Genomic DNA, 24769 nt, shown 5'->3' on the forward strand with positions numbered 1-24769 from the left:
CGATGAGTGTGGTCACGACGAGTACTCGCTGTTCTCGTGGACGTACTGGGCGGTCAGGTCGTTGGCCCAGATCACGGCGGACTCGGTGCCGGCGGCGAGGTCGGCGGTGATGCGCACCTCGCGGCCGCTCATGTCGACCAGGGCGCGGTCGTCGCCGACCGAGCCGCTCTTGCACACCCAGACGTCGTTGATGGCGACGTTCAGCCGGTCGGGGTCGAAGACGGCGGCGGTGGTGCCGATCGCGGAGAGCACCCGGCCCCAGTTGGGGTCCTCGCCGTGGACGGCGCACTTGAGGAGGTTGTTGCGGGCGATCGTGCGGCCCACCTCGACCGCGTCGCTCTCGCTGTCCGCGCCGACCACCTCGATCCGGATGTCCTTGCTCGCGCCCTCGGCGTCGCCGATGAGCTGCCGGGCGAGGTCGGCGCAGACGGCGCGTACGGCCTCGGCGAACTCCTCGGCGTCCGGGGTGACTTCGGCGGCGCCGGAGGCGAGCAGCAGCACCGTGTCGTTGGTCGACATGCAGCCGTCGGAGTCGACACGGTCGAAGGTGGTCCGGGTGGCGCCGCGCAGGGCCTGCCCGAGGACGGTGCTCGGTACGTCGGCGTCGGTGGTGAGGACGGCCAGCATGGTGGCGAGGCCGGGGGCGAGCATGCCGGCGCCCTTGGCCATGCCGCCGACCGTCCAGCCGGCGCCCTCGTACACGGCCGTCTTGTGCACGGTGTCGGTGGTCTTGATGGCGACGGCGGCCCGCTCACCGCCGTCCGGCGAGAGTTGGGCGGCGGCCGTCCCGACGCCCGCGAGCAGCTTGTCCATCGGCAGCCGTACGCCGATGAGTCCGGTCGAGGCGACGGCCACCTCCCCGTCGGCGAGGCCGAGGAGTTCCGCGGTCCGCCGGGCGGTGGCACGGGTGTCCTGGTCGCCCTCGGGGCCCGTGCAGGCGTTGGCGCCGCCGGAGTTGAGGACGACCGCGGATATGTGGCCGTCCGCCAGTGCCTCGCGGGTCCACCGGACGGGAGCGGCCTGGACGCGGTTGGAGGTGAAGACACCGGCGGCGGCCGACCGCGGACCCTGGTTGACCACGAGGGCGAGGTCCGGACTGCCGTTCTGTTTGATCCCGGCGACGACGCCCGCCGCCGTGAACCCTTTCGCTGCGGTGACGCTCATGGTGCGACTCCGATCGTGGAAAGCCCCAGGTCCTCGGGGAACCCGAGGGCGACGTTCATGCTCTGGACGGCACCCCCCGCGGTGCCCTTGGTGAGGTTGTCGATGGCGCTGATCGCGATGATCCGGCCGGCCGAGGTGTCGAGGGCGACCTGGATCTGTGCCGCGTTCGACCCGTACACGGCGGACGTGGCGGGCCACTGCCCCTCGGGCAGCAGCTGGACGAACGGTTCGTCGTGCAGTGCCTTCTCGTACGCGGTCCGTACGTCGTCGGCGGTGACCCCCGGCTTCGCCTTCGCGCTGCAGGTGGCGAGGATGCCGCGGGGCATGGGCGCCAGGGTCGGGGTGAAGGAGACGGAGACCGGCTCCCCCGCGGCGGCGCTCAGGTTCTGCATCATTTCAGGGGTGTGCCGGTGTTCACCACCCACGCCGTACGGGCTCATCGACCCCATGACCTCGGAGCCGAGCAGGTGCGGCTTGGCGGCCTTGCCCGCGCCGGAGGTCCCGGAGGCTGCGACGACCACGGCCTCGCTCTCGGCGAGGTGGGCGGCGTACGCGGGGAACAGGGCGAGCGAGACGGCGGTCGGGTAGCAGCCGGGCACCGCGATCCGGTTCGTACGGCGCAACTCCGCGCGGGCTCCCGGCAGTTCGGGCAGGCCGTAGGGCCAGGTGCCGGCGTGCGGGGAGCCGTAGAAGCGCTCCCAGTCGCCGGCGCGGCGCAGCCGGAAGTCGGCTCCGCAGTCCACCACCAGGACGTCCGGGCCCAGTTCCGCGGCGACGGCCGCCGACTGGCCGTGCGGCAGGGCGAGGAACACGACGTCGTGTCCGGCCAGCACCTGTGTCGTCGTCGGCTCCAGCACCCGGCCGGCCAGCGGCGGCAGATGCGGCTGGAGACCGCCCAGCAGCTGCCCCGCGTTCGAGTTCCCCGTCAGGGCGCCGATCTCCACCTCGGGGTGCCCGAGTAGCAGGCGGAGAAGCTCACCTCCCGCATAACCGCTCGCTCCGGCTACGGCTGCTCGCACTGTCATGACCCCTCCCGGTTCGGCACGGATTGCCGTTGTAACCGGCGGCGGAGCGGCCCAACAAGGGGTTTCAGCATGTTCATGACAAGTAAGGGGGGTGAAAAAGGGGGACGGGGGCGGGGCGGCGACATCTGCGCGATGTCACCGCCCCGCCCCCGTCCCCGTTCACCGGCCGGCTCAGCCCACCAGCCGCAACGGCCCCCCGTACACCGCCTCGACATAGCCGAACCCCTCCGCCGGCAGATCGGGGGTGGCGTCGACCGTCTCCGCGTACTGGAGGCGTACGACCTCGTCGGGGACGCGGCGTTCCGGCGGGCGCCGGGCGTTGCGCTCCAGACAGGTCTCCAGCGGGGTGGTCAGGATGAGCGCGGCGGCCGGGACGCGGTGCCGGCCCGCGATGTCGAGCAGTTTCGCGCGCACCGCGCGGTCGGGGGCGTCCGCGTCGACGACCGTGGTCAGCCGGCGGGCCAGCCGCGCCTCCAGCACCTCCCCCAGGACGTGCACGGCCTCGCCGGTCGCGTCCTGGTCGACCGGGTCGTCACAGATCCGCTCCCGGAACTCGTCCAGTTCCAGCACCGCGCTCGGCGGCCAGGCTCCGGTGAGCGCGTTCTTGCCGCTGCCGGCCGCGCCCAGCAGCACGATCAGGACCGGGTCGGGCAGCACCGCGTCGGCCATGGCTCGTCTCCTCTCGGGTCTGGGTGGACGAGCCGGGTACCGCCCCGGGGAGCCCGTACATGACCGAACGGCCCGCTCCGGGCGGGCCGTCGATCGGGATGCGCATCGAGGTGCGCAAGGGGTACGGGGTGTACGGGAAGGTCCGAGGGAGGTGAACCCGGCCCCCACGACTGTCCGTCAAGGATCGTCCAAGGGCGGGCGTCCAGTCCAGAGTTGGCCGCGCGGGAGGGGGCGGAGGAGGGGGAGGCGGGGAGGAGAGGGGCGCGCGGGAGAGACGCCTGGAGAGGCGCGTGGAGAGGCGCGTGGAGAGGGGGCAGGGGAGGCCGGGAGGCGGGCAAGGGCCGCGCGGGGAGGCGCGGGGAGAGGGGGCAGGGGAGGCCGGGAGGCGGGCAAGGGCCGCGCGGGGAGGCGCGGGGAGGGGCCGGGCGGGAGTGCGGGGAGGGGCCGGGCGGGAGTGCGGGGGCCCGGTGGGGTCAGAGGCGGACCGGCAGGGAGACCAGGTGGATGCCGTCGCCCGGCATGGCCACGTACTCCAGGGCCTCGCGGTCCACGGCGAGGGTCAGGCCGTCGTTGCGGACGAACAGGATGTCCAGGACCACCTCGGCCTGGAGACGGGCGAGGGCGGCGCCGATGCAGAAGTGCGGGCCGTGTCCGAAGGCCATGTGGCCCACCCCGCGCCCGAGTTCACGGCCGATGTCGAGCTTGTCGGCGCCGTCCGGGAACTCCTGCGGGTCGTGGTTGACGCCGAGCAGCGCGGTCGTCACCGCCTCGCCCTGCCGGACGGGCATCCCCGCGAACTCCATGTCCTCGGTGGCGTACAGGGGGGCGCCGATCGGCACGGGCGTGGTGAAGCGGAGGAGTTCGGGGACCGCGCGGCCGGCCAGCAGCTCGGGCTCCTCGCGCAGCCGGGCGAGCTGGTCGGGGTGGTCGAGCAGGGCGAGGATCGCGTCCGCGATGAAGTGGGCGGGCGGCATGATCCCCGTGTTGATCAGCAGCAGGAAGATGGCGATGATCTCGGTCTCGCCGAAGTCGCCCTCCTCCTGGCTCACCCGGATCAGCTCGGAGATCAGGTCGTCCGAGGGCGCGGCGGTGCGCTCCTCGATGAGCTGCTTGCAGTGCTCGACCATGCCCTTGAGGGCCGGGATGAAGCGCTCCGGGTCGCCGGAGATGTAGTCGCGGATCCAGGCGCAGATGCGGGGCTGGTCGGCCGCGTCCACGCCGATGAGTTCGCAGACCCCGAAGCCGGCCAGCGGGTGGCTGAGGCTCTCCAGCAGGTCGGACTCGCCGCGGGCGGCCATCTCCGCGTACAGGTCCTCGGTGATCTTCTCGATCTTCGGGCGCAGGGCGTTGATACGGCGGGCCGTGAAGGCGCGGGTGATCAGGGTGCGCATCCGGGTGTGGTCCTCGCCGTCGGCGAGCACGAGGATGCCGAGGTAGTCGCGGTACTCCGCGGGGAGGCCGTACGCCTCGATCATCTGGTCGGCGATGCTCGGGCCGTCCTGGCCGGGGAGTTTGGCGCTGTCCCGGACGAACCGGGGGTCGGTGAGGGCCGCTTTGGCGTCCTCGTAGCGGGTGAGCAGCCAGACCGGGGTCTCGACGTCCGGGAGGGTGACGCGGACGAGGGGGGCCTGCTCGCGCAGGGCGGTGAAGCCGCCGGGGGTGCTGACGAACTTCGAGGTCAGGCTGAGGACTTCCTGCGACATGGTGTCTCCATCCATGGGACGTGGTGTCCGCCGACGGCCGGGCCGACCGGATGGCTTGAAACATACCGGGACAGCGGTATGTTTCCTATTGCGTTCAACTGTTCGGGGTTGGGGGTGGGGTGTGGGTGGACATGGGTGAGGGCCGCGCGGTGGGGGCGCGGCCCTCGGTGTGTTTTGCGGGAGAGCTCGGGGGGTGCGGTGCGTTGGCGGGTGCGGGTGCGTCGTGGTTGCTCGCGCAGTTCCCCGCGCCCCTAAAGGACACAGGCCCCTGCGGGCCTGAAAAGCATGGGGCGCAGCCCCTGTTTTTCAGGGGCGCGGGGAACTGCGCGAGAAGCCCCACTCACCCGCACCCGCCAAAGCGACCCGCACCCCCGAGCTATGACGCGCCCGGTCCCAGCTCCAGCGTGCAGGATCGGACGCCGCCGTCGTCGCGCACCAGTTCCGAGAGGTCCATTCCGATGGGGCGGAACCCCCGGTGGCGGAGCTGGTCCATGACCCCCTGCGCCGCCTCCGGCAGGATCACGTGGAGGCCGTCGCTGACCGCGTTCAGGCCCGGCGCCGAGCCGACCGCGTCGGCCTCGTCGACGAGGAGCGCGTCGGGGAAGAGACCGGCCAGAACATCCCGGCTGACCTCGGAGAACGCGGCGGGGCAGTACATGATCTCGTCGCCGTCCAGGACGGACAGCGCGGTGTCGAGACGACCGAAGCGGGGATCGGCCAGCTCCAGGCTGATCAGCGGCCGCCGGAAGTAGTCGAGCGCCTCCCGGTGCGCCTCGGGCGGGCTGCCCAGCCGACGCCCGGCGAGCAGCCAGCGACCGGTGGCCAGATGGTCCCGGGCCCCCTCGTTGGCGTACACCGCACCCCGCACCTCGGTGAACCCGTGCGCGCGGAACCAGTCCAGATACGCCGGCTCCCCCGCCGGACCGCCCCGCCGCGCCCCCAGCACCCGCCCGTCGACCACCGTCGCCGTCGCCGCCGCGCGGACCGCGTCCGGCAGTCCGGGCAGCGGTCCGATGAGGCGGACGTCGTGGCCGAGGGACAGGTAGAGGCTGTACAGGCGGCCCCACTGCATCAGGGCCCGCCGGGAGGTCAGGGGCGCGGAGGTCCGGTCGGTCCAGGGCCGGTCGGCCTCCACCGCGTCGAACGGGTACGGCTGGCACATCAGATACCGGCGGCGGGTGGCGGTGCGCTCCCCGCGGCGCCGCGCCGCCGGCCGGAGGGGTGTCCGGCGGCGCGACGTCACACGAGGGCGGGGAAGGACGCCCTCGCGGCGGGCGCTCATACGGCGGCCATGGCCTCGCGGAGGCTCTTGGGCCGCAGGTCGGTCCAGTGCCGCTCGATGTACTCCAGGCACTCCGGCCGGCCCGCCTCGCCGAACACCGCCCGCCAGCCCGCCGGGACCGGGGCGAAGGCCGGCCACAGCGAGTGCTGCTCCTCGTCGTTGACGAGGACGTGGAACGTGCCGTTGGCGTCGTCGAACGGATTGGTGCTCATCTCGGGTTCAACTCCCTTGGTTCGTGAAGTGGTTGACTGATCAGCCGATGCTCGAACCGGCCGGGGCGTGCTGGCGGGCCGCCAGGTCCATCGCGATGGCGTCGGCTATCTCGCCGCTGCGGATGGCGATGTTGGACAGCAGCGCGGAGGCGAGGCCGTGGGTGTGCTCGGTGCCGCCCTGGAGGTAGATGCCGACGTTGAGGTCCGGCGAGGTGACGAGGCGGTAGTCGCGTTCGACCCGCAGCCGGCCCTGCTCGTCGCGCAGGCAGTGCGCCGCCAGCTCGCCCAGCAGCGGCGTCGGGTCCATGGCGTCGTAGCCCGTGGCGAAGACGATCGCGTCGACGTCGAGGCCGTACGTGGAGTCGTCCCGGACGGAGTGCATCGTGAGCCGGGCCCCGTCGGTGGTCTGTTCGACGGTCTGGACCCGGGAGAGGTTGAGCAGGTGCAGGCGCTTGATCCGGGCGACCTCGTCGTCGTACGCGCGCTGGTAGAGGTCGCGGATGACCTCGTCGTCGGCGACGCCGTAGTTGGTGTTGCGGTGGTAGCGCCAGAACGACTCCCGGGTGCGGTCGGTGCCGCCGTAGTAGTCGTCGACGGCGTCGGCGTCGAAGATGCGGTTGGCGTAGGGGGTGTCGTCGGCGATCGAGTAGCCGTACGACGGCATGATCGCGTAGACCTCGGCGTGCGGGACGGTGTCGTAGACGTACCGGGTGATCTCGGCGGCGCTCTGGCCGGCGCCGACGACGGCGAAGCGGCGGACGCGGTCCTTGTCGAGGGTGTTGAAGCGGCCGAGGAACTCGGAGCTGTGCCAGACGCGGGCGCCGCGGTCGATGCCGGTGGGCATCGTGGGGACCAGGCCGGTGGAGACGACCAGGTTGCGGGCCTCGACGAGACGGGTGCCGCCGCGCGGGCCGTTGTCCCGTACCTCGACGCGCACGGTGTCGACGGGGCCGCCGGTGTGCCCCTCGGGAAGGTGGACCGCGCTCACCTCGCTGTTGTAGGTGACGCGGTCCGAGAAACTCGATTCCGCCCAGTCGAGATAGTCGTGGAATTCGTTCCGGGTGGGGAAGAAGTCCTGGTTGTTCACGAACTGGGCGAGGCGGCCCGCAGCGTGCAGATAGGCGATGAAACTCCACTGGGAGGCCGGGTTGCGGAAGGTCGCCAGGTCCTTCAGGAAGGAGATCTGCATCTTCGTGTCGGGCAGCAGCATGTTGCGGTGCCAGCCGAGGGAGGGCTGCTTCTCGAAGAACGCCGCGGTGAGCGGGTTCTCGTCCTTTCCGCGCTGCTCCTCGAGAGCGATGGCGAGCGACAGGTTGGACGGCCCGAATCCTATTCCCACGACCTCGAACGCTTCGGTGTGAGCTTCCATGAATTCTCCCGCAAGTGGTGTGCTGGAAAGGTACGTTGCGTCTTTTTGGGGCGTCAACGACGGTGGCGGTCGGACAGTTGAACTCAGTGGTGGACCGGGCAGCCCTTGATCGTGCCCGTCTTCTCCATGCGGTCCATGAGGCCGGCCGTCTCGCGGTACTGGGTGGAGTCGCGGAGGGCGAAGTCCTCGCGGACCCGGTCGCGGATCTCCTCGTCCTGTTCCTGGCTGAGCTTGAACATCCCCTCCGCGCCGGTGATCTCGACACGGAAAGCGCCCACCGCGGGCAGGATCGTCGCGAAGTAGTCGATGGACCGGGACATGTCCCAGGCCTTGGCGGCGCCGAAATCGCGCTCGTAGGCCTTCACGGTGTCCTTGCAGACCTCCAGCGAGTCCTCGCCGGGGGCGGCGGCCTCGATCTTGTGGAAGACGCCGTGGACATGGACGGAGGTGAAGTCCCAGGTGGGTGCGGCGGGGGTGATGTCGTACACCGTGGGCGACACATAGGCGTGCGGGCCGGTGAACGTGATGAGCACGGGGGTGCCGGTCTCCAGGGCCGTCCAGTGGGGGTTCTCCCGGTTCATGTGGCCGATGAGCCGGCCGCCGGCCAGGTTCTCGGTCCACTCGCCGGTCCACTCCGGGTCGCGGAGCACGGGGAGGTGGGTGGCGTACGGGTCGGCGTCGGCGGGGCCGTTGGAGACCAGCAGGGCGAAGGGGTTGAGGCGGATCAGCTCGGTCATCCACGAGCCGTCCGGCTCCCGGTACGGATCGGGAACGAACATTCTCGGACCTACCAATTCTCGGCGCTTCGGAGGGTTTTCCGTCCTCCGCTTCGGAAGGCGCTTCGGAGGGTTTTTCCGTCCCCGGGGCATTCCTTGTGGGTTCGCCCCGGGGACGGGTTCGCGGGGCCGGTGGGTGGGGGCCCCGCGAAGGGGTCAGGACGGTTTGCCGTCCCGGGCCTTGTCGAGCTCGTCGAGCTTGTGGCCGATGACTTCCGCCATTCCGGCGGCGTGCGCCGGAAGGCACATCTCGTGGTGGGTGCTGTGCACGTCGTACGCGGTCAGTTCACCGGTGACGTACGGCGTCCACTGGTCCGTGTAGGGCGCCTCGGGGTTCAGCGTCGCGTTGAAGAAGAGGACGTCGCCGTCGTAGACCGACGGGGTGTGCCTCTTCAGCAGCTCGACATGGTGGACCACGAGCGCGGACGACTTCTCCAGGAGGTCTTCCTGGTCCGCCCCGCCGAATTCGCCGAGGAGTTCGCGCACCTGGGACAGTTCGAGATCCGGGTTGTTCGCGAAGTGACCGCCCGGGGCCGCGTCGAGCAGGCCGAGAAGGGCGACTTCATGTCCCCTGCGCTGGAGTTCCGCGGCCATCGCGTGGACGACCGCCCCGCCGAAGGACCAGCCGATGAGGTGATACGGCCCTTCGTTCTGAAGAGAGACTATCTCGTCCACGTATTCCGTCACCAGGGATTCCAGCGAATCCGGCAGTGAATTCGCTTGGGCCGTCGGTGAATTCGACGCCGCGGAATTCCCGTTCGCCGGCGCGGACCACGCGGGCGACTGGATGCCGTACGCCGGCCGGTCGGCGGGGAGGTGGCCCGCGAAGGACAGGTAGGGCCAGGCGAGTCCGCCGGTGAGGTGGACGAACCACAGGGGTTCGCGGTCGCCGTCGGCCTTGACGGTCAGGACGCGGGCGAACGGGTCGGTGTCCTCCCGTACGGTCCGGGTGCCGTACGCGGCGAGCCTCGCCACCGTGGGCGCCTGGAACACCGCCCGCATGGGCAGCGCGGGGTCCAGTTCCCTGCGGACGCGGCTGACGAGCCGGGCCGCGAGGAGCGAGTGGCCGCCGAGGGCGAAGAAGTCGTCGTCGACGCCGACCTTCTCCAGGCCGAGGACCTCCGCGAAGAGGGCCGCGAGGGTCTCCTCCCGGGCCGTGCGGGGCGCCCGGTAGGCCTCGCCGGTGAACTCCGGTTCGGGCAGCGCCCGGTGGTCGAGTTTGCCGTTCGGGGCGAGCGGCAGCCGGTCGAGGTGGACGAAGGCGGCGGGGACCATGAACTCCGGCAGCCGCCCGGCGGTGTACGCGGACAGTTCGTCGGTGTCGGGTTCGGTGCCGGGTGCGGCCACGACGTAGGCGACGAGCCGTTTGTCGTTGCCGTGGGGCCGGGCGACGACCGCCGCCCGGTCGACGGCCGGGTGGGCCGTCAGGGCCGCCTCCACCTCGCCCGGCTCCACGCGGAAGCCGCGCACCTTGACCTGGACGTCACCGCGGCCGGCGTACTCCAGTTGCCCGTCGGCGTTCCAGCGGGCCAGGTCGCCCGTGCGGTACATCCGGGAGCCGGGCGGGCCGAACGGGTCGGCCACGAAGCGGTCGGCGGTCAGGTCGGGTCGCCCCCGGTAGCCGCGGGCGATGCTGCCGGCGACGTACAGCTCCCCCACCGCGCCCGGTGGCACGGGCGTGAGGCCCGAACCGAGCACGTAGGCCCGCATGTTGGCGAGCGGGGCGCCGATCGGGGCGCTGGCCGTGCTCGCCCCACCCGTGTCCCCGACCGGGGCGACGGTCGCGTAGAAGCTCTCCGTCTGGCCGTACGCGTTGACCACGCGCACCCCGGGGAAGGCCTCGCGCACCCGGCGCAGGAGTCCGGCCGTGAGGGCCTCGCCGGCGAAGACCAGCGTGTCCACGGAGGTGGTGCCGGCGAGCTGGTCGACGAGTTCGGCGAAGACGGACGGGACCGTGCTGATGACGGAGCCCTGCCAGCCGTCCCGCTCCCCCAGGGCGAGCACGTCGCGGACGATCTCGACGGTGCCGCCGTGGGCGAGCGTGGTGAACAGTTCGAACACCGAGACGTCGAAGTTGACCGAGGTGCCGGCGAGCATCCGGCGTCCGGGGGCCATGCCCACCGGACCGGCCAGCCGCAGTACGCCGTTGACCACGTTGGCGTGGGTGATCGCGACGCCCTTCGGGGTGCCCGTGGAGCCGGAGGTGTACATCACGTAGGCGAGGTTCTGCGGGCCCGTCGGGCGGCCGAGGTCGGTGTCGTCGGCCGGCAGGACCAGCTCGTCGACGTACAGCTTCGGCACGGTCGTCGGGGGCAGGACGGAGAGGGTCGCGGAGTCGGTGAGGACCAGCTGGGGCCGGGCCTCGCCGAGGATGTACTCCAGGCGGTGGCTCGGGTACTTGGGGTCGATCGGCAGATAGGCGCCGCCCGCCTTCAGCACCGCCAGCAGGGAGACCGCCAGGCCGGCGGTGCGGGGCAGGGCCACCGCGACGACCGTCTCCGGGCCGATGCCGTGGGCGACGAGTTCCCGGGCGAGCCGGTTGGCCGCCGCGTTCAGCTCCGCGTACGTGAGCGTCGTGTCGCCGTCCTCGACGGCGGGCGCGTCCGGGGTGCGGGCCGTCTGGCGTTCGACCAGGGCGGCGACGGTGGTCGCGGGGGTGTCCGCGGCCGTACCGCTCAGTCCGGCCAGCCTCTCGTGCTCGGCCGGTTCGAGGAGGTCCAGGCGGCCGACCGGCACCGACGGGTCGGCCGCGATCTGCCGCAGGATCCGCACGAGCCGCCCGCCCAGCGTCTCGACGGTCTCCCGGTCGAAGACGCCCTGCTGGTACTGGAGGACGAGTTGGAGGTGCGGGTCGGCGGCGGCCATCACCGTCAGCGGGTAGTGCGTGCCGGAGAAGGGGCGGATGCCGGTGAAGGCGATCCCGGCCGCGCTGTTGGCGGAGTCGATGCCCTCCTTGTCCACCGGGAAGGACTCGAAGACCACGAGGGTGTCGAAGAGCGTGCTCAGACCGGTGGTGCGGTGGATCTCGCTGAGCCCGTGGTGATGGTGGTCGAGCAGCTTGGCCTGGCGGCGCTGGAGGCCGGTGAGCAGGTCGGCGAGGGTGTCGCCGGGGCCGTGTTCGACCCGGACGGGCAGGGTGTTGATGAAGAGCCCGACCATCGAGTCGACGTCCGTCACCGTCGGCGGCCGGCCGGAGACGGTCGCGCCGAAGACGACGTCCTGGCGGTTCGTCGACCGGCTCAGCAGCACCGCCCAGGCGCCCTGGACGAGCGTGTTGACGGTGACACCGAGTTCGGCGGCGCGGCGGTTGAGGGCGCGGGCCTCGTCCAGCGGGAGCCGTATGTCGAGCTGGCCGACGCCGGCGGCTTCGCCGTGGTCGCCGCCGCCGTGGTCGCCGCCGTCCGTGGCGTGCGGGGCGAGGAGGGTGGGTTCGGTGACGCCGTCCAGTTCCGCCGCCCAGGCGCGGGCGGTCTCGGTCTCGTCCTGCCGGGACAGCCAGGTGAGGAAGTCCTTGAAGCCGCGGGTGCGGGGCAGGACGGCCGGGTCGCCGGCGGAGCCGTACAGGTGGAGCAGGTCCTGCATGAGGATCGGGAAGGACCAGCCGTCGAACAGTACGTGGTGGGCCGTGAGGACCAGTTCGGAGCGGTCGTCGGTCATCCGGACCAGCGACAGCCGCAGCAGCGGTGGGGCGGCCGGGTCGAAGTGGGCGGTGTGGTCCTCGGCGAGGAACCGCTCGAAGGCCTCCTCCCGCTCGGGCTCCGGGAGTTCGCGCAGGTCGACCTCCCGCCAGGGGAGGCGTACGCCGTCCACGACCGCCTGGACCTGTTGCCCGGCCGAGTCCGTCACGAACGCGACCCGCAGGTTCGGGTGGCGGTCCAGGACGGCCTGGCCCGCGGCCCGCATCCGCTCCGGGTCCACGCGGCCGGAGACATGGAACGCGATCTGCATCTGGTAGGCGTCATGGGCGGCGCCGTCGTCCAGGAGGGACTGGAAGAGCAGGCCGGACTGGAGTGCGGTCAGCGGCCAGACGTCGGTGAGGCCGGGGTACGTCCGCTCCCAGAGTTCGATGTCCTGCTGGGTGACCTGGACGAGGGGGAGGTCGGAGGGGGTGAGGCCGCCGGCTTCCGGGTTCTCGGTGACGTGGGTGGTGATCGCGTGCAGGGCGTCCGACCAGAGGGCCATGAGGTCCTGGACCTCGGTGCGGGTGAGGATGCCTGTGGGGAAGCCGACGTTGGCGTCCAGTTGGGCGCCTAGTTCGGTGTCTATGACCGCCGAGTTGATCTCGATGGTGGTCATGGCGGACATCTCGCCGAGGTCGGCGGTCAGGCCTTCGGCGGGGAGTTGGGTCCAGCCTAGGCCCCTGAGTTCTTCGGGCATGTCGGCTGTGGAGAAGCGGCCCAGGTAGTTGAAACCGATCTGGCCGGCCGTCTGTTGGGTGCCGGTTGTTCGTGGCTGGTCGCGCAGTTCCCCGCGCCCCTGACGGGGCGCCAGCTCGGGCCTTGTTTCCTCGTTCAGGTAACGCAGCAGGCCGTAGCCCAGGCCCTTGTCCGGGATCGCTAGCAGTTGCTCCTTGATGGCCTTGACCACTGCGCCTGTTGCCTCGCCTCCCTCGAAGGCCTCGTCCAGGTCGTGGCCCGTGGTGTCCAGGCGGACCGGGTACATGCTGGTGAACCAGCCGACCGTGGAGGAGAGGTCCGCGCCGGGGACGATGTCCTGTTCGCGGCCGTGGCCTTCGAGGCGGACCAGGGTGGACGGTTCGTCCAGGCCCCTGCCCCGGCGCCACCGGGCGACGGCGAGGGCGAGGGCGGCGAGGAGGCCGTCGTTGACGCCGCCGTGGAACGCGGCCGGGACCTTGGTGAGCAGGGCCTCGGTGACCGCGACCGGGAGGCGGACGGAGAGGTGGTCGAGGGTGGAGCGGGTGTCCAGCGCCGGGTCGAGGGGGCGTGCGCCCAGGTCGGGGTCGGGGCCGTCGAGGATGCCCCGCCACAGCTCCAGCTCGGCCGTCCGCTCGGGTGAGTTGGCCTCCTCGATCAGGGCGTGCGTCCAGCGGCGTACGGAGGTGCCGACGGCCGGGAGTTCCGCGGTGCCGTCCGCGTCGACCTGCTTCCAGGCCTCGGCGAGGTCGGGGAGCAGGATGCGCCAGGAGACGCCGTCGACGACCAGGTGGTGCAGGGCGATGAGGAGGCGGCCCGGGATCGCGGGGTCGGCCGGGTCGAACCATACGAACTGGGCCATGATTCCGGCGGCCGGGTCCAACCGGCCCGTCGCCTCGTCGAGTTCGGCGGCCGCCGTGCGGAGCCACTGCTCGTCCCAGGTCCCGTCGCACGCGACCCGGCGGATCAGCGAGGCCGTGTCGGTGGACCCGGTGGGGCCGACCTCCAGGCTCTCCCCGGTCAGCCGTGACCTGAGCAGGTCATGCCGGTCGAAGACCGCGTCCAGGGTGGCGGTGAGGCCGGCCCGGTCGATGCCGAGGGGCAGTTCCAGCGGGAGGGACATGGAGAAGCGGTCGAAGTCGCCGCCCAGTTCCAGCATGTACCGGGCGACCGGGAGCAGCGGGAGGGTGCCGGTGCCGCCGCCCTCGAACTCCTCCAGGAGTTCGGCGGTGCCGGTGGTGCGGGCGACCAGGGCGAGTTCGGCGACCGTGCGGTGTTCGAAGATCTCGCGCGGGGTGACCTCGACGCCCTGGGCGCGGGCCCGGGTGACGACCTGGATGGAGCGGATGGAGTCGCCGCCGACGGCGAAGAAGTCGTCGTCGACCCCGACGCGGGCGTGGCCCAGGACGTCGGCGTACACACCGGCGAGGATCTCCTCCTCGGCGGTCCGGGGCGCCCGGTACTCACCGCCGGTGAACTCCGGTTCGGGCAGGGCCCTGGTGTCGAGCTTGCCGTTCGGGGCGAGCGGCAGCCGCTCGATGACCACGAAGGCGGCCGGGACCATGAACTCCGGCAGCCGTTCGGCGACGAAGGAGCGCAGGTCGCGGGTGGTGAGCCCGGCGGTGAGGTCGAAGTCGGTGTCCCCGAGGCCCTGGGCGCCGCCGGGGCCGGAGCCCGCGTCCACGGGGACCACGTAGCCGACGAGCTGCTTGCTGGTGCCGTGCTCGCGCACGACGACGGCCGCGCGGTCGACGCCGGGGTGCGCGGTGATCGCGGCCTCGACCTCGCCGGGTTCGATGCGGAAGCCCCGCACCTTGACCTGGGAGTCGGCCCGGCCGGCGTACTCCAGCTGCCCGTCGGCGTTCCAGCGGGCCAGGTCGCCCGTGCGGTACATCCGGGAGCCGGGCGGGCCGAACGGGTCGGCCACGAACCGCTCGGCGGTCAGGTCGGGGCGGCCCCGGTAGCCGCGGGCGATGTCGCCGGCGATGTACAGCTCGCCGGTGACGCCGACGGGGGCCGGGGTGAAGCCGGGGCCGAGGACGTAGGCCCGCATGTTGCCGAGCGGGGTGCCGAGGGGTGCGCTGCCGGTGCCGCCGCCGGAGCCGTCGGCGGTGAAGGTGGTGGCGTAGAACGACTCGGTCTGGCCGTAGGCGTTGATGACGCGGACGCCCGGGATCCGCTCGCGCATCCGCTCCACCAGGGTGGTGGGCAGGGCCTCGCCGGCGAAGACGACGGTCTCCACGGTGAGCCGGTCGGCGAGCTGGTCGAGGAGTTCGGTGAAGGCCGACGGCACGGTGGAGATCATCGTGCCGTTCCAGGTGTCGCGTTCGCCGAGGACGAGGACGTCCCGGACGATCTCGGCGCTGCCGCCGACGCTCAGTGTGGTGAACAGTTCGAACACCGAGACGTCGAAGTTGACCGAGGTACCCGCGAGGATGCGTGAGCCCTTGCGGACGCCGGTCCTCGGGATGAGCCGCAGGACGCCGTTGACGACGGTGTGGTGGCTGAGGGAGACGCCCTTGGGCACACCGGTCGAGCCCGAGGTGTACATGACGTACGCCAGGTTCTGCGGGTGGGCGGTGACCGGCAGGTTGTCGGGCGAGCGGTCGGTGAGGTCCAGGTCGTCGACGTAGAGCTTCGGGACGTCCGTCTCCGGGAGTACGGAGACCGTCTCGGAGTCGGTCAGGACGAGGGTGGGGGCTCCCTCCGTGAGGATGTGGTCGAGGCGGTGGCTCGGGTACTTGGGGTCGATGGGGAGGTAGGCGCCGCCCGCCTTCAGGACGGCGAGGAGGGCGACCGGCAGTTCGGCGGTGCGCGGCAGGGCCACCGCGACCAGGGTCTCGGGGCCGACGCCGTGGGCGGCCAGCTCGCGGGCGAGCCGGTTGGCGCGGGCGTTCAGCTCCCAGTACGCGAGGGTCGTGTCGCCGGAGACGATGGCGACCGCGTCCGGGGTGGCCGCGACCTGCTTCTCGACGAGTTCGGTGAGCGTGACCCGCGGGGTCGGCTCGGCGGTGTCGTTGAGGCGGTGCAGGACCCTGTCGCGCTCGGCCTCGTCGAGGAGGTCCACCGCGCCGACGCGGGCCGCCGGGGCGGCGACGAGCTGGCGCAGCACCCGGACGAAGCGGTCGGCGATCCGCTCGGCCGTCTCGCGGTCGAAGAGGTCGGTGGCGAACTCCAGCAGGCCCTCGACCTCGCGTCCGTCCGGGCCGGTGACCTCGGTGAGGTTGAAGAACAGGTCGAACTTGGCGGTGCCGGTGGGCGTCGGGACGTAGGCGACGGTCAGGCCCGGCAGGTCGAAGTCGGCCTGCGCGAAGTTCTGCCAGGCGAACATCACCTGGAACAGCGGGTGGTAGGCCGTGGACCGCTCGGGGTTGAGCAGTTCCACCAGCCGCTCGAAGGGCGCGTCCTGGTTGGCGTACGCGGCCAAGGCCTTGTCGCGGACCTGGGCGATCAGTTCCTCGAAGGTGGGGTCGGCGGAGAGTTCGGCGCGCAGCACCCAGGTGTTGACGAAGAACCCGACCTGGTCGGCGAGGGCCTCGTCGGTGCGGCCGGCGATCGGGGAGCCGATCGGGATGTCGTCGCCGCCGCCGAGCTGGTGCAGGAGCACGGCCAGCACCGACTGCATGATCATGGACACGGTCACGTCGTGCTCGCGGGCCAGCTTCTCCACGGCGACCAGCAGGTCGTCGTCGATCGAGAAGTCCAGCATCTCGCCCCGGTAGCTCGCCTTCGGCGGGCGCGGCCGGTCGACGGGCAGCCGCAGCGGCTGCGGTACGGCGGCCAACTCGCGTCGCCAGTACGCCGACTGGGCGGCCAGCGGGCTGTCCGGGTCGGTGGCGTCGCCGAGCAGGTCCCGCTGCCAGAGCGTGTAGTCGGCGTACTGGACCGGGAGTTCGGCGAACTCGGGGGCCAGGCCCTCGCGGCGGGCCGCGTACGCGGTGGAGATGTCCCTGATCAGCGGGGCCATGGACTCGCCGTCACCGGCGATGTGGTGGATGAGCAGGGTCAGGACGTGCTCGCCCGGCCCGCAGCGCAGCACGCCGGCCCGGACGGGGATGTCGGCGGCCAGGTCGAAGTGGTGGCCCGCCGCCCGTTCCACGGCGGCCGGCACCTCGTCCGGCGCCACCTCGACGACGGGCACGGGCAGGGTGAACTCGCCCGGTTTCAGGACGACTTGGTACGCCGTCCCGTCCTCGGCCGCCCGGTACACGGTCCGCAGGCTCTCGTGCCGGGTCACGACGTCCCGGATCGCCTCGGCCAGCGCCTCGGTGTCCAGGTCGCCGGTGAGCCGCAGCGCCATCGGGATGTTGTACGTCGCCGAGGGGCCCTCGAAGCGGTCGATGAACCACAGCCGGCGCTGGGCGAACGACAGCGGCAGCCGCTCGGGGCGTTCACGGACCCGCCGCAGCGGGGTGCGGACGGTGTCGCCGGAGGAGAGCCGGGCGGTGAGTTCGGCGACCGTCGGGGAGCCGAAGACCACCTTGATCGGGATCTCCACGCGCAGTTCGGTGCGGATACGGCTGATCAGCCGGGTGGCGAGCAGCGAGTGGCCGCCCAGGTCGAAGAAGTTGTCGTCGATGCCGACCTCGTGCACCCCGAGGACCTCCCCGTACAGCCGGGCGAGGATCTCCTCCCGCTTGGTGCGCGGCGCGCGGTAGGGCACCCCGGCGAACTCGGGCGCGGGCAGCGCGGCCCGGTCGAGCTTGCCGTTGGGCATCAGCGGCAGCCGGTCGAGGACCACATAGGCGGCCGGGACCATGAACTCGGGCAGGGCGCGGGCCGCGAAGGCCGCCAGCTCCTCGGTGTCCACCTGGTCCGTGGCCGTCCCGGAAGCGGGCACGACGTACGCCACGAGGACCTTGCCGGCGTTGGTGCCGCGCCCCTCGCGGGCGATCACCGCGGTCTGGCCGACGCCCGGGTGGGTGGCGAGGGCGGCCTCGACCTCGCCGGGCTCGATCCGGAAGCCGCGCACCTTGACCTGGACGTCACCGCGGCCGACGTACTCGATCTGCCCGTCGGCGTTCCAGCGGGCCAGGTCGCCCGTGCGGTACATCCGGGAGCCGGGCTCGCCGAACGGGTCGGCCACGAAACGGTCGGCGGTCAGGTCCGGGCGGCCCCGGTAGCCCCGGGCGAGGTTCCCGGCGACGTACAGCTCGCCCACCGCGCCCGGCGGGACGGGCGTGAGGCCCGAACCGAGCACGTACGCCCGCATGTTGGGCAGCGGGGTGCCGACGGGCGCGCCGCCCGTGCCGTCCCAGCCGGCCGCGTCGAACGTGGTCGCGTAGAAGCTCTCCGTCTGTCCGTAGGCGTTGACGACGCGGACGCCGGGGAAGGCCTCGCGGACCCGGGAGACCAGGGCCGAGGGCAGGGCCTCGCCGGCGAAGACGACCGTCTCCATGGCGGTCCGGTCGGCGATCTGGTCGAGGAGTTCCGCGAAGGCGGACGGGACGGTGCTGATGACCGTGCCGTCCCAGTGGTCGCGTTCGCCGAGGACCAGGACGTCCCGGACGATCTCCGCCGTGCCGCCGTGGACGAGCGTGGTGAACAGCTCGAACGCGGAGACGTCGAAGTTGATCGAGGTCCCGGCCAGCACCTTCGAGCCCGCCCGGATGCCCAGGCGGTCGGCGAGCCCGTGGACGCCGTTGACCAGCGCGGAGTGGGTGATCGCGACGCCCTTGGGGGTGCCGGAGGAGCCGGAGGTGTACATCACGTAGGCGAGGTTGCCCGGGTGGACGGTGACGCCGGGGGCCGTCGTGGGCCCGGTCGTGAGGTCGAGTTCGTCGAGGTACAGCGTCGGCGCGTCCGTCTCCGGCAGCACGGCCGCCGTCCCGGAGTCGGTCAGGACCAGGGTCGGCCGGGCCTCGCCGAGGATGTACTCCAGGCGGTGGCTCGGGTACTTGGGGTCGATCGGCAGATAGGCGCCGCCCGCCTTCAGCACCGCCAGCAGGGCGACCGCCAGTTCGGGCGTGCGCGGCAGGGAGACGGCGACGACCGTCTCCGGGCCCACCCCCCGCTCGGCGAGGACATGGGCCAGCCGGTTTGCACGGGCGTCGAGCCGCTCGTACGTCATGCGCGCGCCCTCGAAGAGGAGCGCGACCGCGTCCGGGGCGGCGGCGGCCCGCTGCTCGAAGAGCCGGGTGACGGTGGTCTCCGGGGTGGGCGCGGTGGAGCCGCTCAGCTCCAGCAGCCGCTCGTGCTCGGCCGGTTCCAGGAGGTCGACCAGGCCGATCGGCAGCGTCGGGTCGTCCGCCAACTGCCGCAGGACGAGGGCGAGTCGGGCCGCGAACGCCTCGACGGTCGCCCGGTCGAGGACGTGCTCCTGGAACTGCAGGGCGAGCCGCAGATGCGGGTCCGCGTCCGCCATGACGGTGAGCGGGTAGTGGGTGCCCGTGGAGGGGCGGATGGTGGTGAAGGCGATCCCGGCCGCCGCGTTGGCCTCGTCGAGGCCGGCCCGGTCGACGGGGTAGGACTCGAAGACGACCAGGGTGTCGAAGAGGGTGCTGAGTCCGGTGGTCCGCTGGATCTCGCCCAGGCCCCGGTGGTGGTGGTCGAGCAGCGCGGCCTGCCGCCGCTGGAGCCGGGTCAGCACGTCGGCGAGGGAGTCGCCAGGGGCGTACTCGACGCGGACGGGCAGGGTGTTGATGAACAGGCCGACCATCGAGTCGACGTCCGGGACCGCGTGGGGCCGGCCGGAGACGGTCGCGCCGAAGACGACGTCCTGCCGTCCGGTGAGCCGGCCCAGGAGGACCGCCCAGGCGCCCTGCACCAGGGTGTTGACGGTGACGCCCAGCTCGGCGGCGCGCCGGGTGAGCGCGCGGACCTCGTCGAGCGGCAGCGGGACGTCGACCGAGCCGATGCCGTGGCTGCCGGTCGCCGGGGCGCCGCCCCGCACCAGCAGGGTGGGCTCCTCGACGCCCTCCAGCTCCCGGGCCCAGGCCTGTGCGGACGCCTCGTGGTCTTGGCGGGCGAGCCAGCCGAGGAAGTCCTTGAAGCCGCGGACCCTCGGCAGGACGGCGGGGTCGCCGCCGGAGCCGTACAGGTGGAGGAGGTCCTTCATCAGGTGGGGGAAGGACCAGCCGTCGAAGAGGACGTGGTTGGCGGTGAGGACCAGCTCGGAGGTCTCGCCGGTCATCCGGACCAGGGTCATGCGCAGCATCGGCGGGACGGCCGGGTCGAAGGCCGCGGCATGGTCCTCGGCGAGGAAGCGTTCGAAGGCCTCGTCCCGTTCGGCCTCGGGGAGGGGGGTCAGGTCGATCTCCCGCCACGGGAGATCGACGCCGTCGATCACCGCCTGGACCTGGCGGCCGGAGGAGTCGGTGACGAACGCGGCCCGCAGGTTCGGGTGCCGGTCCAGGAGCGCCTGGCCCGCCGTGCGCATGCGGTCCGCGTCGACCTGGCCGGTGACGTGGAACGACATCTGCATCTGGTAGGCGTCCCAGGAGCCGTCGTTCAGCATCGTGTGGAACAGCAGGCCGGACTGGAGTGCGGTGAGCGGCCAGACGTCGGCGAGACCCGGGTACGACTGCTCCCAGCGTTCGATGTCCTGCTGGGTGACCTGGACGAGGGGGAGGTCGGAGGGGGTGAGGCCGCCGGCGTTCTCGTGGGCGGTGTGCTGGGCCAGGGCCTCCAGGGCCGCGAACCAGAGGGCGACCAGTTCTTCCACGTCCTCCTTGGCGAAGAGGGTGGCGGGGAAGCCGATGCTGGCGTCCAGTTGGGCGCCGTTTTCTGTGTCGATGACCAGGGAGTTGATCTCCAGGGCGGACATGGCGGGCATGTCGGCGTCCAGGGGGGCGGAGAGTTCGGAGAGTTGGGTGAAGCCGAGGCCGCGGAGGTTTTCGGGCATGTCGGCTGTGGAGAAGCGGCCTAGGTAGTTGAAACCGATCTGGCCTGCCGTCTGTTGGGTGCGGGCTGATTGTGGCTGGTCGCGCAGTTCCCCGCGCCCCTTCGGGGCGCTCTCGTTCAGGTAACGCAGCAAGCCGTAGCCCAAACCCTTGTCCGGGATCGACAGCAGTTGCTCCTTGATGGCCTTGACCGCGCCGCCGACGGCTGCGCCGCCCGCGAAGGCCTCGTCCAAGTCGATGCCCGCCACATCCAGCCGGACCGGGAACAGGCTGGTGAACCAGCCGATCGTGGAGGAGAGGTCGGCGCCGGGGACGGTGTCCTGTTCGCGGCCGTGGCCCTCCAGTTTGAGGAGGGTCGAGGGCTCGTAGACGCCGCGGGCGCGCCGCCACTTGGCGACGGCGAGGGCGAGGGCGGCGAGGAGGCCGTCGTTGACGCCGCCGTGGAACGCGGCCGGGACCCTGGTGAGCAGGGCCTCGGTGGTGTCGGCGGGGAGCTGGACGCGGACGAAGTCCAGGGAGCCCCGGGTGTCGACGGCCGGGTCCAGCGGGCGGCGGCCGAGGAGCGGGTCGGGGCCGTCGAGGATCCGCTTCCACAGGCCCAGCTCGGTCTGCCGCTCGGGCGAGTTGGCCTCCTCGATCAGGGCGTGCGTCCAGCGGCGTACGGAGGTGCCGGTGGCCGGCAGCTTCGCGCGTCCCGTGTCGCGGACCTGCTGCCAGGCGGCGGCGAGGTCGGGGAGCAGGATGCGCCAGGAGACGCCGTCGACGACCAGGTGGTGGAGGGCGAGGACGAGCCGCCCGGGGGTTCCGGAGTCGGCCGGGTCGAACCACACGAACTGGGCCATGATCCCGGCGGCCGGGTCCAGCCGGCCGGTCGCGGCGTCGAGTTCGGCGGCCACCCGGGCGTCGCAGGTCTCGTCCCACACGCCGTCGTAGCCGACCCGGCGCAGCAGCGGGCCCGCGTCCACCGTGCCCGGCGCGGGCACCGAGAGGCGGTGGCCGTCGAGGCGGGCGCGGAGCACGTCGTGCCGGTCGAGGACGGCGTTCAGGGTGGCGACGAGTCCGGCGCGGTCGATACCGACGGGCAGTTCGGCGAGGACGGCCATCGAGAAGCGGTCGTGGGAGCCGCCGAGTTCGAGCATGTACTCGGCGATCGGCAGCAGCGGGAACGTGCCGGTGCCGCCGCCCTCGTACTCCTCCAGGACGACGGAGGCCGCTGACTGTTCGGTGACGACGGACGCCAGCTCCGCCGCCGTACGGTGCTCGAAGATCTGCCGGGGGGTGACCTCGACGCCCTGGGCGCGGGCGCGGGAGACGACCTGGATGGAGCGGATGGAGTCGCCGCCGACCGCGAAGAAGTCGTCGTCGACGCCGACCCGTTCGAGGCCCAGCACCTCGGCGTACACCTCGGCGAGGATCCGCTCGCGCTCGTTGCCGGGCGCCCGGTACTCCCCTCCGGTGAACTCCGGTTCGGGCAGCGCCTTGCGGTCGAGCTTGCCGTTGGGGGCGAGCGGGAGCCGGTCGAGGACGACGAAGGCGGAGGGGACCATGAAGTCGGGCAGCCGCCGGGCCACGAAGGCGCGCAGCTCGGCCGTCTCGACGCCCGCCCGGAGGTCGGTGCTCGCGGAGTCGCTGCTGTAGGCGGGCACGACGTACCCGACGAGCTGTTTGGTGGTGCCGTGGGTCCGGGCCACGACCGCGGCCTGGGCGATGCCGGGGTGGGCGGTCAGCGCGGCCTCGACCTCGCCGGGCTCGATGCGGAAGCCGCGCACCTTGACCTGGTTGTCGCCGCGGCCGAGGTACTCCAGGCGGCCTTCGGCGCTCCAGCGCGCGAGGTCGCCCGTGCGGTACATCCGGGAGCCGGGCTCGCCGAACGGGTCGGCCACGAAACGGTCGGCCGTCAGCTCGGCACGGCCGTGGTAGCCGCGCGCCACCTGGCCGGCGACGTACAGCTCGCCCGCCACACCCTGCGGAACCGGGGTGAGGCCGGGGCCGAGGACGTAGACGCGCATGTTGCCCAGCGGGGTGCCGATGGGCGCGCTGCCCTCGCCGTGCCACTGCCGGCTGTCGTCGATGGCGAACGCGGTGGCGTAGAAGCTCTCGGTCTGGCCGTACGCGTTGACGACTCGTACCCCCGGGAACGCCTCGCGGACGCGGGCGGCCAGGGTCGAGGACAGGGCCTCGCCGGCGAAGACGAGCGTGTCGACGGTCGTGGTGCCCGCGATCTGGTCCATCAGCTCGGCGAAGACGGACGGGACGGTGCTGATGAGGGTGCCGGTCCAGCCCTCGCCCCGGGCCGCGCGCTCGCCGAGGACGAGGACGTCCCGGACGAGTTCGACGGTGCCGCCGTGGGTGAGCGTGGTGAAGATCTCGAACACCGAGACGTCGAAGTTGACGGAGGTGCCCGCGAGGGTCCGGGAGTCCTTGCCCAGGTCGACGGTCTCGGCGAGCTGGAGCACCCCGTTGACGAGGGTGTGATGGGTCAGCGCGACGCCCTTGGGGGTGCCGGTGGAGCCCGAGGTGTACATGACGTACGCGAGGTTGTCCGGGTGGGTGCCGGCGTCGGGGGTCTCCGTCGGCCGTCCGGTGAGGTCGAGCGTGTCGAGGTACAGCTTCGGGGCGTCCGTCTCCGGCAGGACGTCGACGGTGTCGGAGTCGGTCACGATCAGCTGCGGGCGGGCCTCGCCGAGGATGTACTCCAGGCGGTGGCTCGGGTACTTGGGGTCGATCGGCAGATAGGCGCCGCCCGCCTTCAGCACGGCCAGCAGGGCCACGGGCAGGTCGAGGGTGCGGGGCAGGGCGACGGCGACGACCGTCTCCGGGCCCACCCCCCGCTCGGCGAGGACATGGGCCAACTGGTTGGCGCGGGCGTCGAGTTCGCCGTACGTCAGCGAGGTGCCCTCGTGCACGACCGCCTCGGCGTCGGGGGCGAGGGCGGCCTGCTCCTCGACCAGCCGGGCCAGGGTGACCGCCGGGATCGGCTCGGCGGTGGCGTTCAGGTCGACGAGGAGGCGCATGCGCTCGGCCGGGTCCAGGGTGTCGACGGCGCCGACCGGCAGGGCCGGGTCCGCCATCAGCTGCCGCAGGACGCGGACGAAGCGGGCGCCGACGGCCTCGGCCGTGGACCGGTCGAACAGGTCGAGGGCGTACTCGATGGTGCCGCGCGCGCCCTGCCCGTCGTGGTGCCGGGCGATGTTGAACTCCAGGTCGAACTTGGAGGTCTTCGTGTCGAGCTGCTCGAAGTCGAGCCGGGCTTCGAGGCCGGGCAGGTCGACCTCGGGGCGGGTGAGGTTCTGCCAGGCGAACAGCACCTGGAACAGCGGGTTGTAGGCGGTGGAGCGCTCGGGGCTGAGCCGGTCCACCAGCATCTCGAAGGGGGCGTCCTGGTTGTCGTAGGCGTTCAGGGCCCGCTCGCGGACCTGCTCCAGGACGTCCTCGAACGTGGGGTTGGAGTCGAGGCGGACGCGCAGCACCCAGGTGTTGACGAAGAAGCCGACCAGGTCCGCGAGTTCCTCGTCGCCCCGGCCGGCGATCGGGGAGCCGATCGGGATGTCGTCGCCGCCGCCGAGCTGCTGGAGCAGGACCGCCAGGACGGACTGCAGCACCATCGACACGCTCAGCCCGCGCTCGGTCGCCAGCTCCTCGACCTGGGCGAGGAGTTCGGGCTCCAGCGTGAACTCGACGGTGTCACCGCGATGGCTGGCCACCGAGGGGCGGGTGCGGTCGACGGGCAGCTGCAACGGCTGCGCCAGGCCCGCGAGTTCGCCCTCCCAGTGCGCGAGCTGGCGGGAGACCAGACTGTCGGGGTCCTTCTCGTCGCCGAGGAGTTCGCGCTGCCAGAGCACGTAGTCGGCGTACTGCACGGGGAGTTCGGGGAACTCCGGGGCCCGGCCCACGCGCCGGGCGGTGTAGGCGAGACTCAGGTCCCGCAGCAGCGGGGCGCCCGACTCGCCGTCGGCGGCGATGTGGTGGAAGAGCAGCAGCAGGACGTGCCGGTCCGGGGCCTGGCGCAGGATCCGGGCACGCACGGGGATCTCGGCGTAGAGATCGAAGGTGTACGAGACGGCCTCGGCGATCGCCTCGGAGAGCCGGCCGGGCTCGACGTCCACCACGGGGATGTCGGGCCGGACCTCCTCCGGCGGAAGTATTCGCTGGTAGGGGACGCCGTCCTCGTCGTAGAGGATCGTGCGCAGGCTCTCGTGGCGGCCGATCACATCGCGGATCGAGGCGGTGAGCGCGCGGGTGTCCAGCTCGCCCGTGAGGTGCAGGGCGAGGGGCACGTTGTAGGTGGCAGAGGGGCCCTCGAAGCGGTCGATGAACCAGAGCCGACGCTGGGCAAACGACAACGGGATCACTTC

General features: G+C 72.1%; 9 protein-coding genes. All 9 read right to left on the reverse strand.

Annotated features, from left to right (window positions below):
- Window positions 1-12: 12 nt before the first annotated feature.
- The 9 genes from argJ to ACZ7MG_RS29845 all read right to left on the reverse strand — a co-directional run bounded on the left by argJ (window position 13) and on the right by ACZ7MG_RS29845 (window position 24766).
- Window positions 13-1164, reverse strand: coding sequence for a bifunctional glutamate N-acetyltransferase/amino-acid acetyltransferase ArgJ (gene argJ, locus ACZ7MG_RS29805; RefSeq protein WP_471393068.1), 1152 nt, complete (start codon window positions 1162-1164; stop codon window positions 13-15).
- Window positions 1161-2189, reverse strand: coding sequence for an N-acetyl-gamma-glutamyl-phosphate reductase (gene argC / locus ACZ7MG_RS29810; RefSeq protein WP_471393066.1), 1029 nt, complete (start codon window positions 2187-2189; stop codon window positions 1161-1163). Before argC ends, argJ begins: the two co-directional genes overlap by 4 nt.
- A gap of 171 nt (window positions 2190-2360) precedes the next feature.
- A complete protein-coding gene (locus tag ACZ7MG_RS29815) occupies window positions 2361-2858 on the reverse strand; it encodes an AAA family ATPase (RefSeq protein WP_471393063.1) in 498 nt (165 codons plus the stop codon).
- Window positions 2859-3331: 473 nt separating this feature from the next.
- Entirely contained in the window at window positions 3332-4561 is a 1230-nt protein-coding gene (locus tag ACZ7MG_RS29820) for a cytochrome P450 (RefSeq protein WP_471393060.1), read from the reverse strand.
- Between the two features lie 376 nt (window positions 4562-4937).
- Window positions 4938-5843, reverse strand: a complete 906-nt coding sequence (locus ACZ7MG_RS29825; RefSeq protein ID WP_471393057.1) for a dimethylarginine dimethylaminohydrolase family protein — start codon at window positions 5841-5843, stop codon at window positions 4938-4940.
- Window positions 5840-6055, reverse strand: a complete 216-nt coding sequence (locus ACZ7MG_RS29830) for an MbtH family protein (protein WP_086755833.1) — start codon at window positions 6053-6055, stop codon at window positions 5840-5842. The genes ACZ7MG_RS29825 and ACZ7MG_RS29830 overlap by 4 nt, the downstream gene beginning before the upstream one ends.
- A gap of 40 nt (window positions 6056-6095) precedes the next feature.
- Window positions 6096-7424, reverse strand: coding sequence for a lysine N(6)-hydroxylase/L-ornithine N(5)-oxygenase family protein (locus tag ACZ7MG_RS29835; protein WP_471393053.1), 1329 nt, complete (start codon window positions 7422-7424; stop codon window positions 6096-6098).
- 83 nt (window positions 7425-7507) lie between these two features.
- Window positions 7508-8203 carry an FMN-binding negative transcriptional regulator gene (locus tag ACZ7MG_RS29840; protein WP_471393050.1) on the reverse strand — a complete coding sequence of 232 codons (696 nt, stop codon included), beginning with the start codon at window positions 8201-8203 and terminating at the stop codon, window positions 7508-7510.
- A gap of 153 nt (window positions 8204-8356) precedes the next feature.
- The gene (locus ACZ7MG_RS29845; RefSeq protein ID WP_471393047.1) at window positions 8357-24766 is read right to left on the reverse strand and encodes an amino acid adenylation domain-containing protein; all 16410 of its coding nucleotides are present in this window, start codon (window positions 24764-24766) and stop codon (window positions 8357-8359) included.
- Window positions 24767-24769 lie beyond the last annotated feature (3 nt).

It is taken from the genome of Streptomyces sp. NPDC107538, assembly GCF_055657445.1.

Coding starts and splice junctions, on each gene's coding strand:
- argJ (WP_471393068.1), bottom strand. CDS start 1,164: ATGAGCGTCACCGCAGCGAAAGGGTTCACGGCGGCGGGCGTCGTCGCC.
- ACZ7MG_RS29840 (WP_471393050.1), bottom strand. CDS start 8,203: ATGTTCGTTCCCGATCCGTACCGGGAGCCGGACGGCTCGTGGATGACC.
- ACZ7MG_RS29820 (WP_471393060.1), bottom strand. CDS start 4,561: ATGTCGCAGGAAGTCCTCAGCCTGACCTCGAAGTTCGTCAGCACCCCC.
- ACZ7MG_RS29830 (WP_086755833.1), bottom strand. CDS start 6,055: ATGAGCACCAATCCGTTCGACGACGCCAACGGCACGTTCCACGTCCTC.
- ACZ7MG_RS29815 (WP_471393063.1), bottom strand. CDS start 2,858: ATGGCCGACGCGGTGCTGCCCGACCCGGTCCTGATCGTGCTGCTGGGC.
- argC (WP_471393066.1), bottom strand. CDS start 2,189: ATGACAGTGCGAGCAGCCGTAGCCGGAGCGAGCGGTTATGCGGGAGGT.
- ACZ7MG_RS29825 (WP_471393057.1), bottom strand. CDS start 5,843: ATGAGCGCCCGCCGCGAGGGCGTCCTTCCCCGCCCTCGTGTGACGTCG.
- ACZ7MG_RS29835 (WP_471393053.1), bottom strand. CDS start 7,424: ATGGAAGCTCACACCGAAGCGTTCGAGGTCGTGGGAATAGGATTCGGG.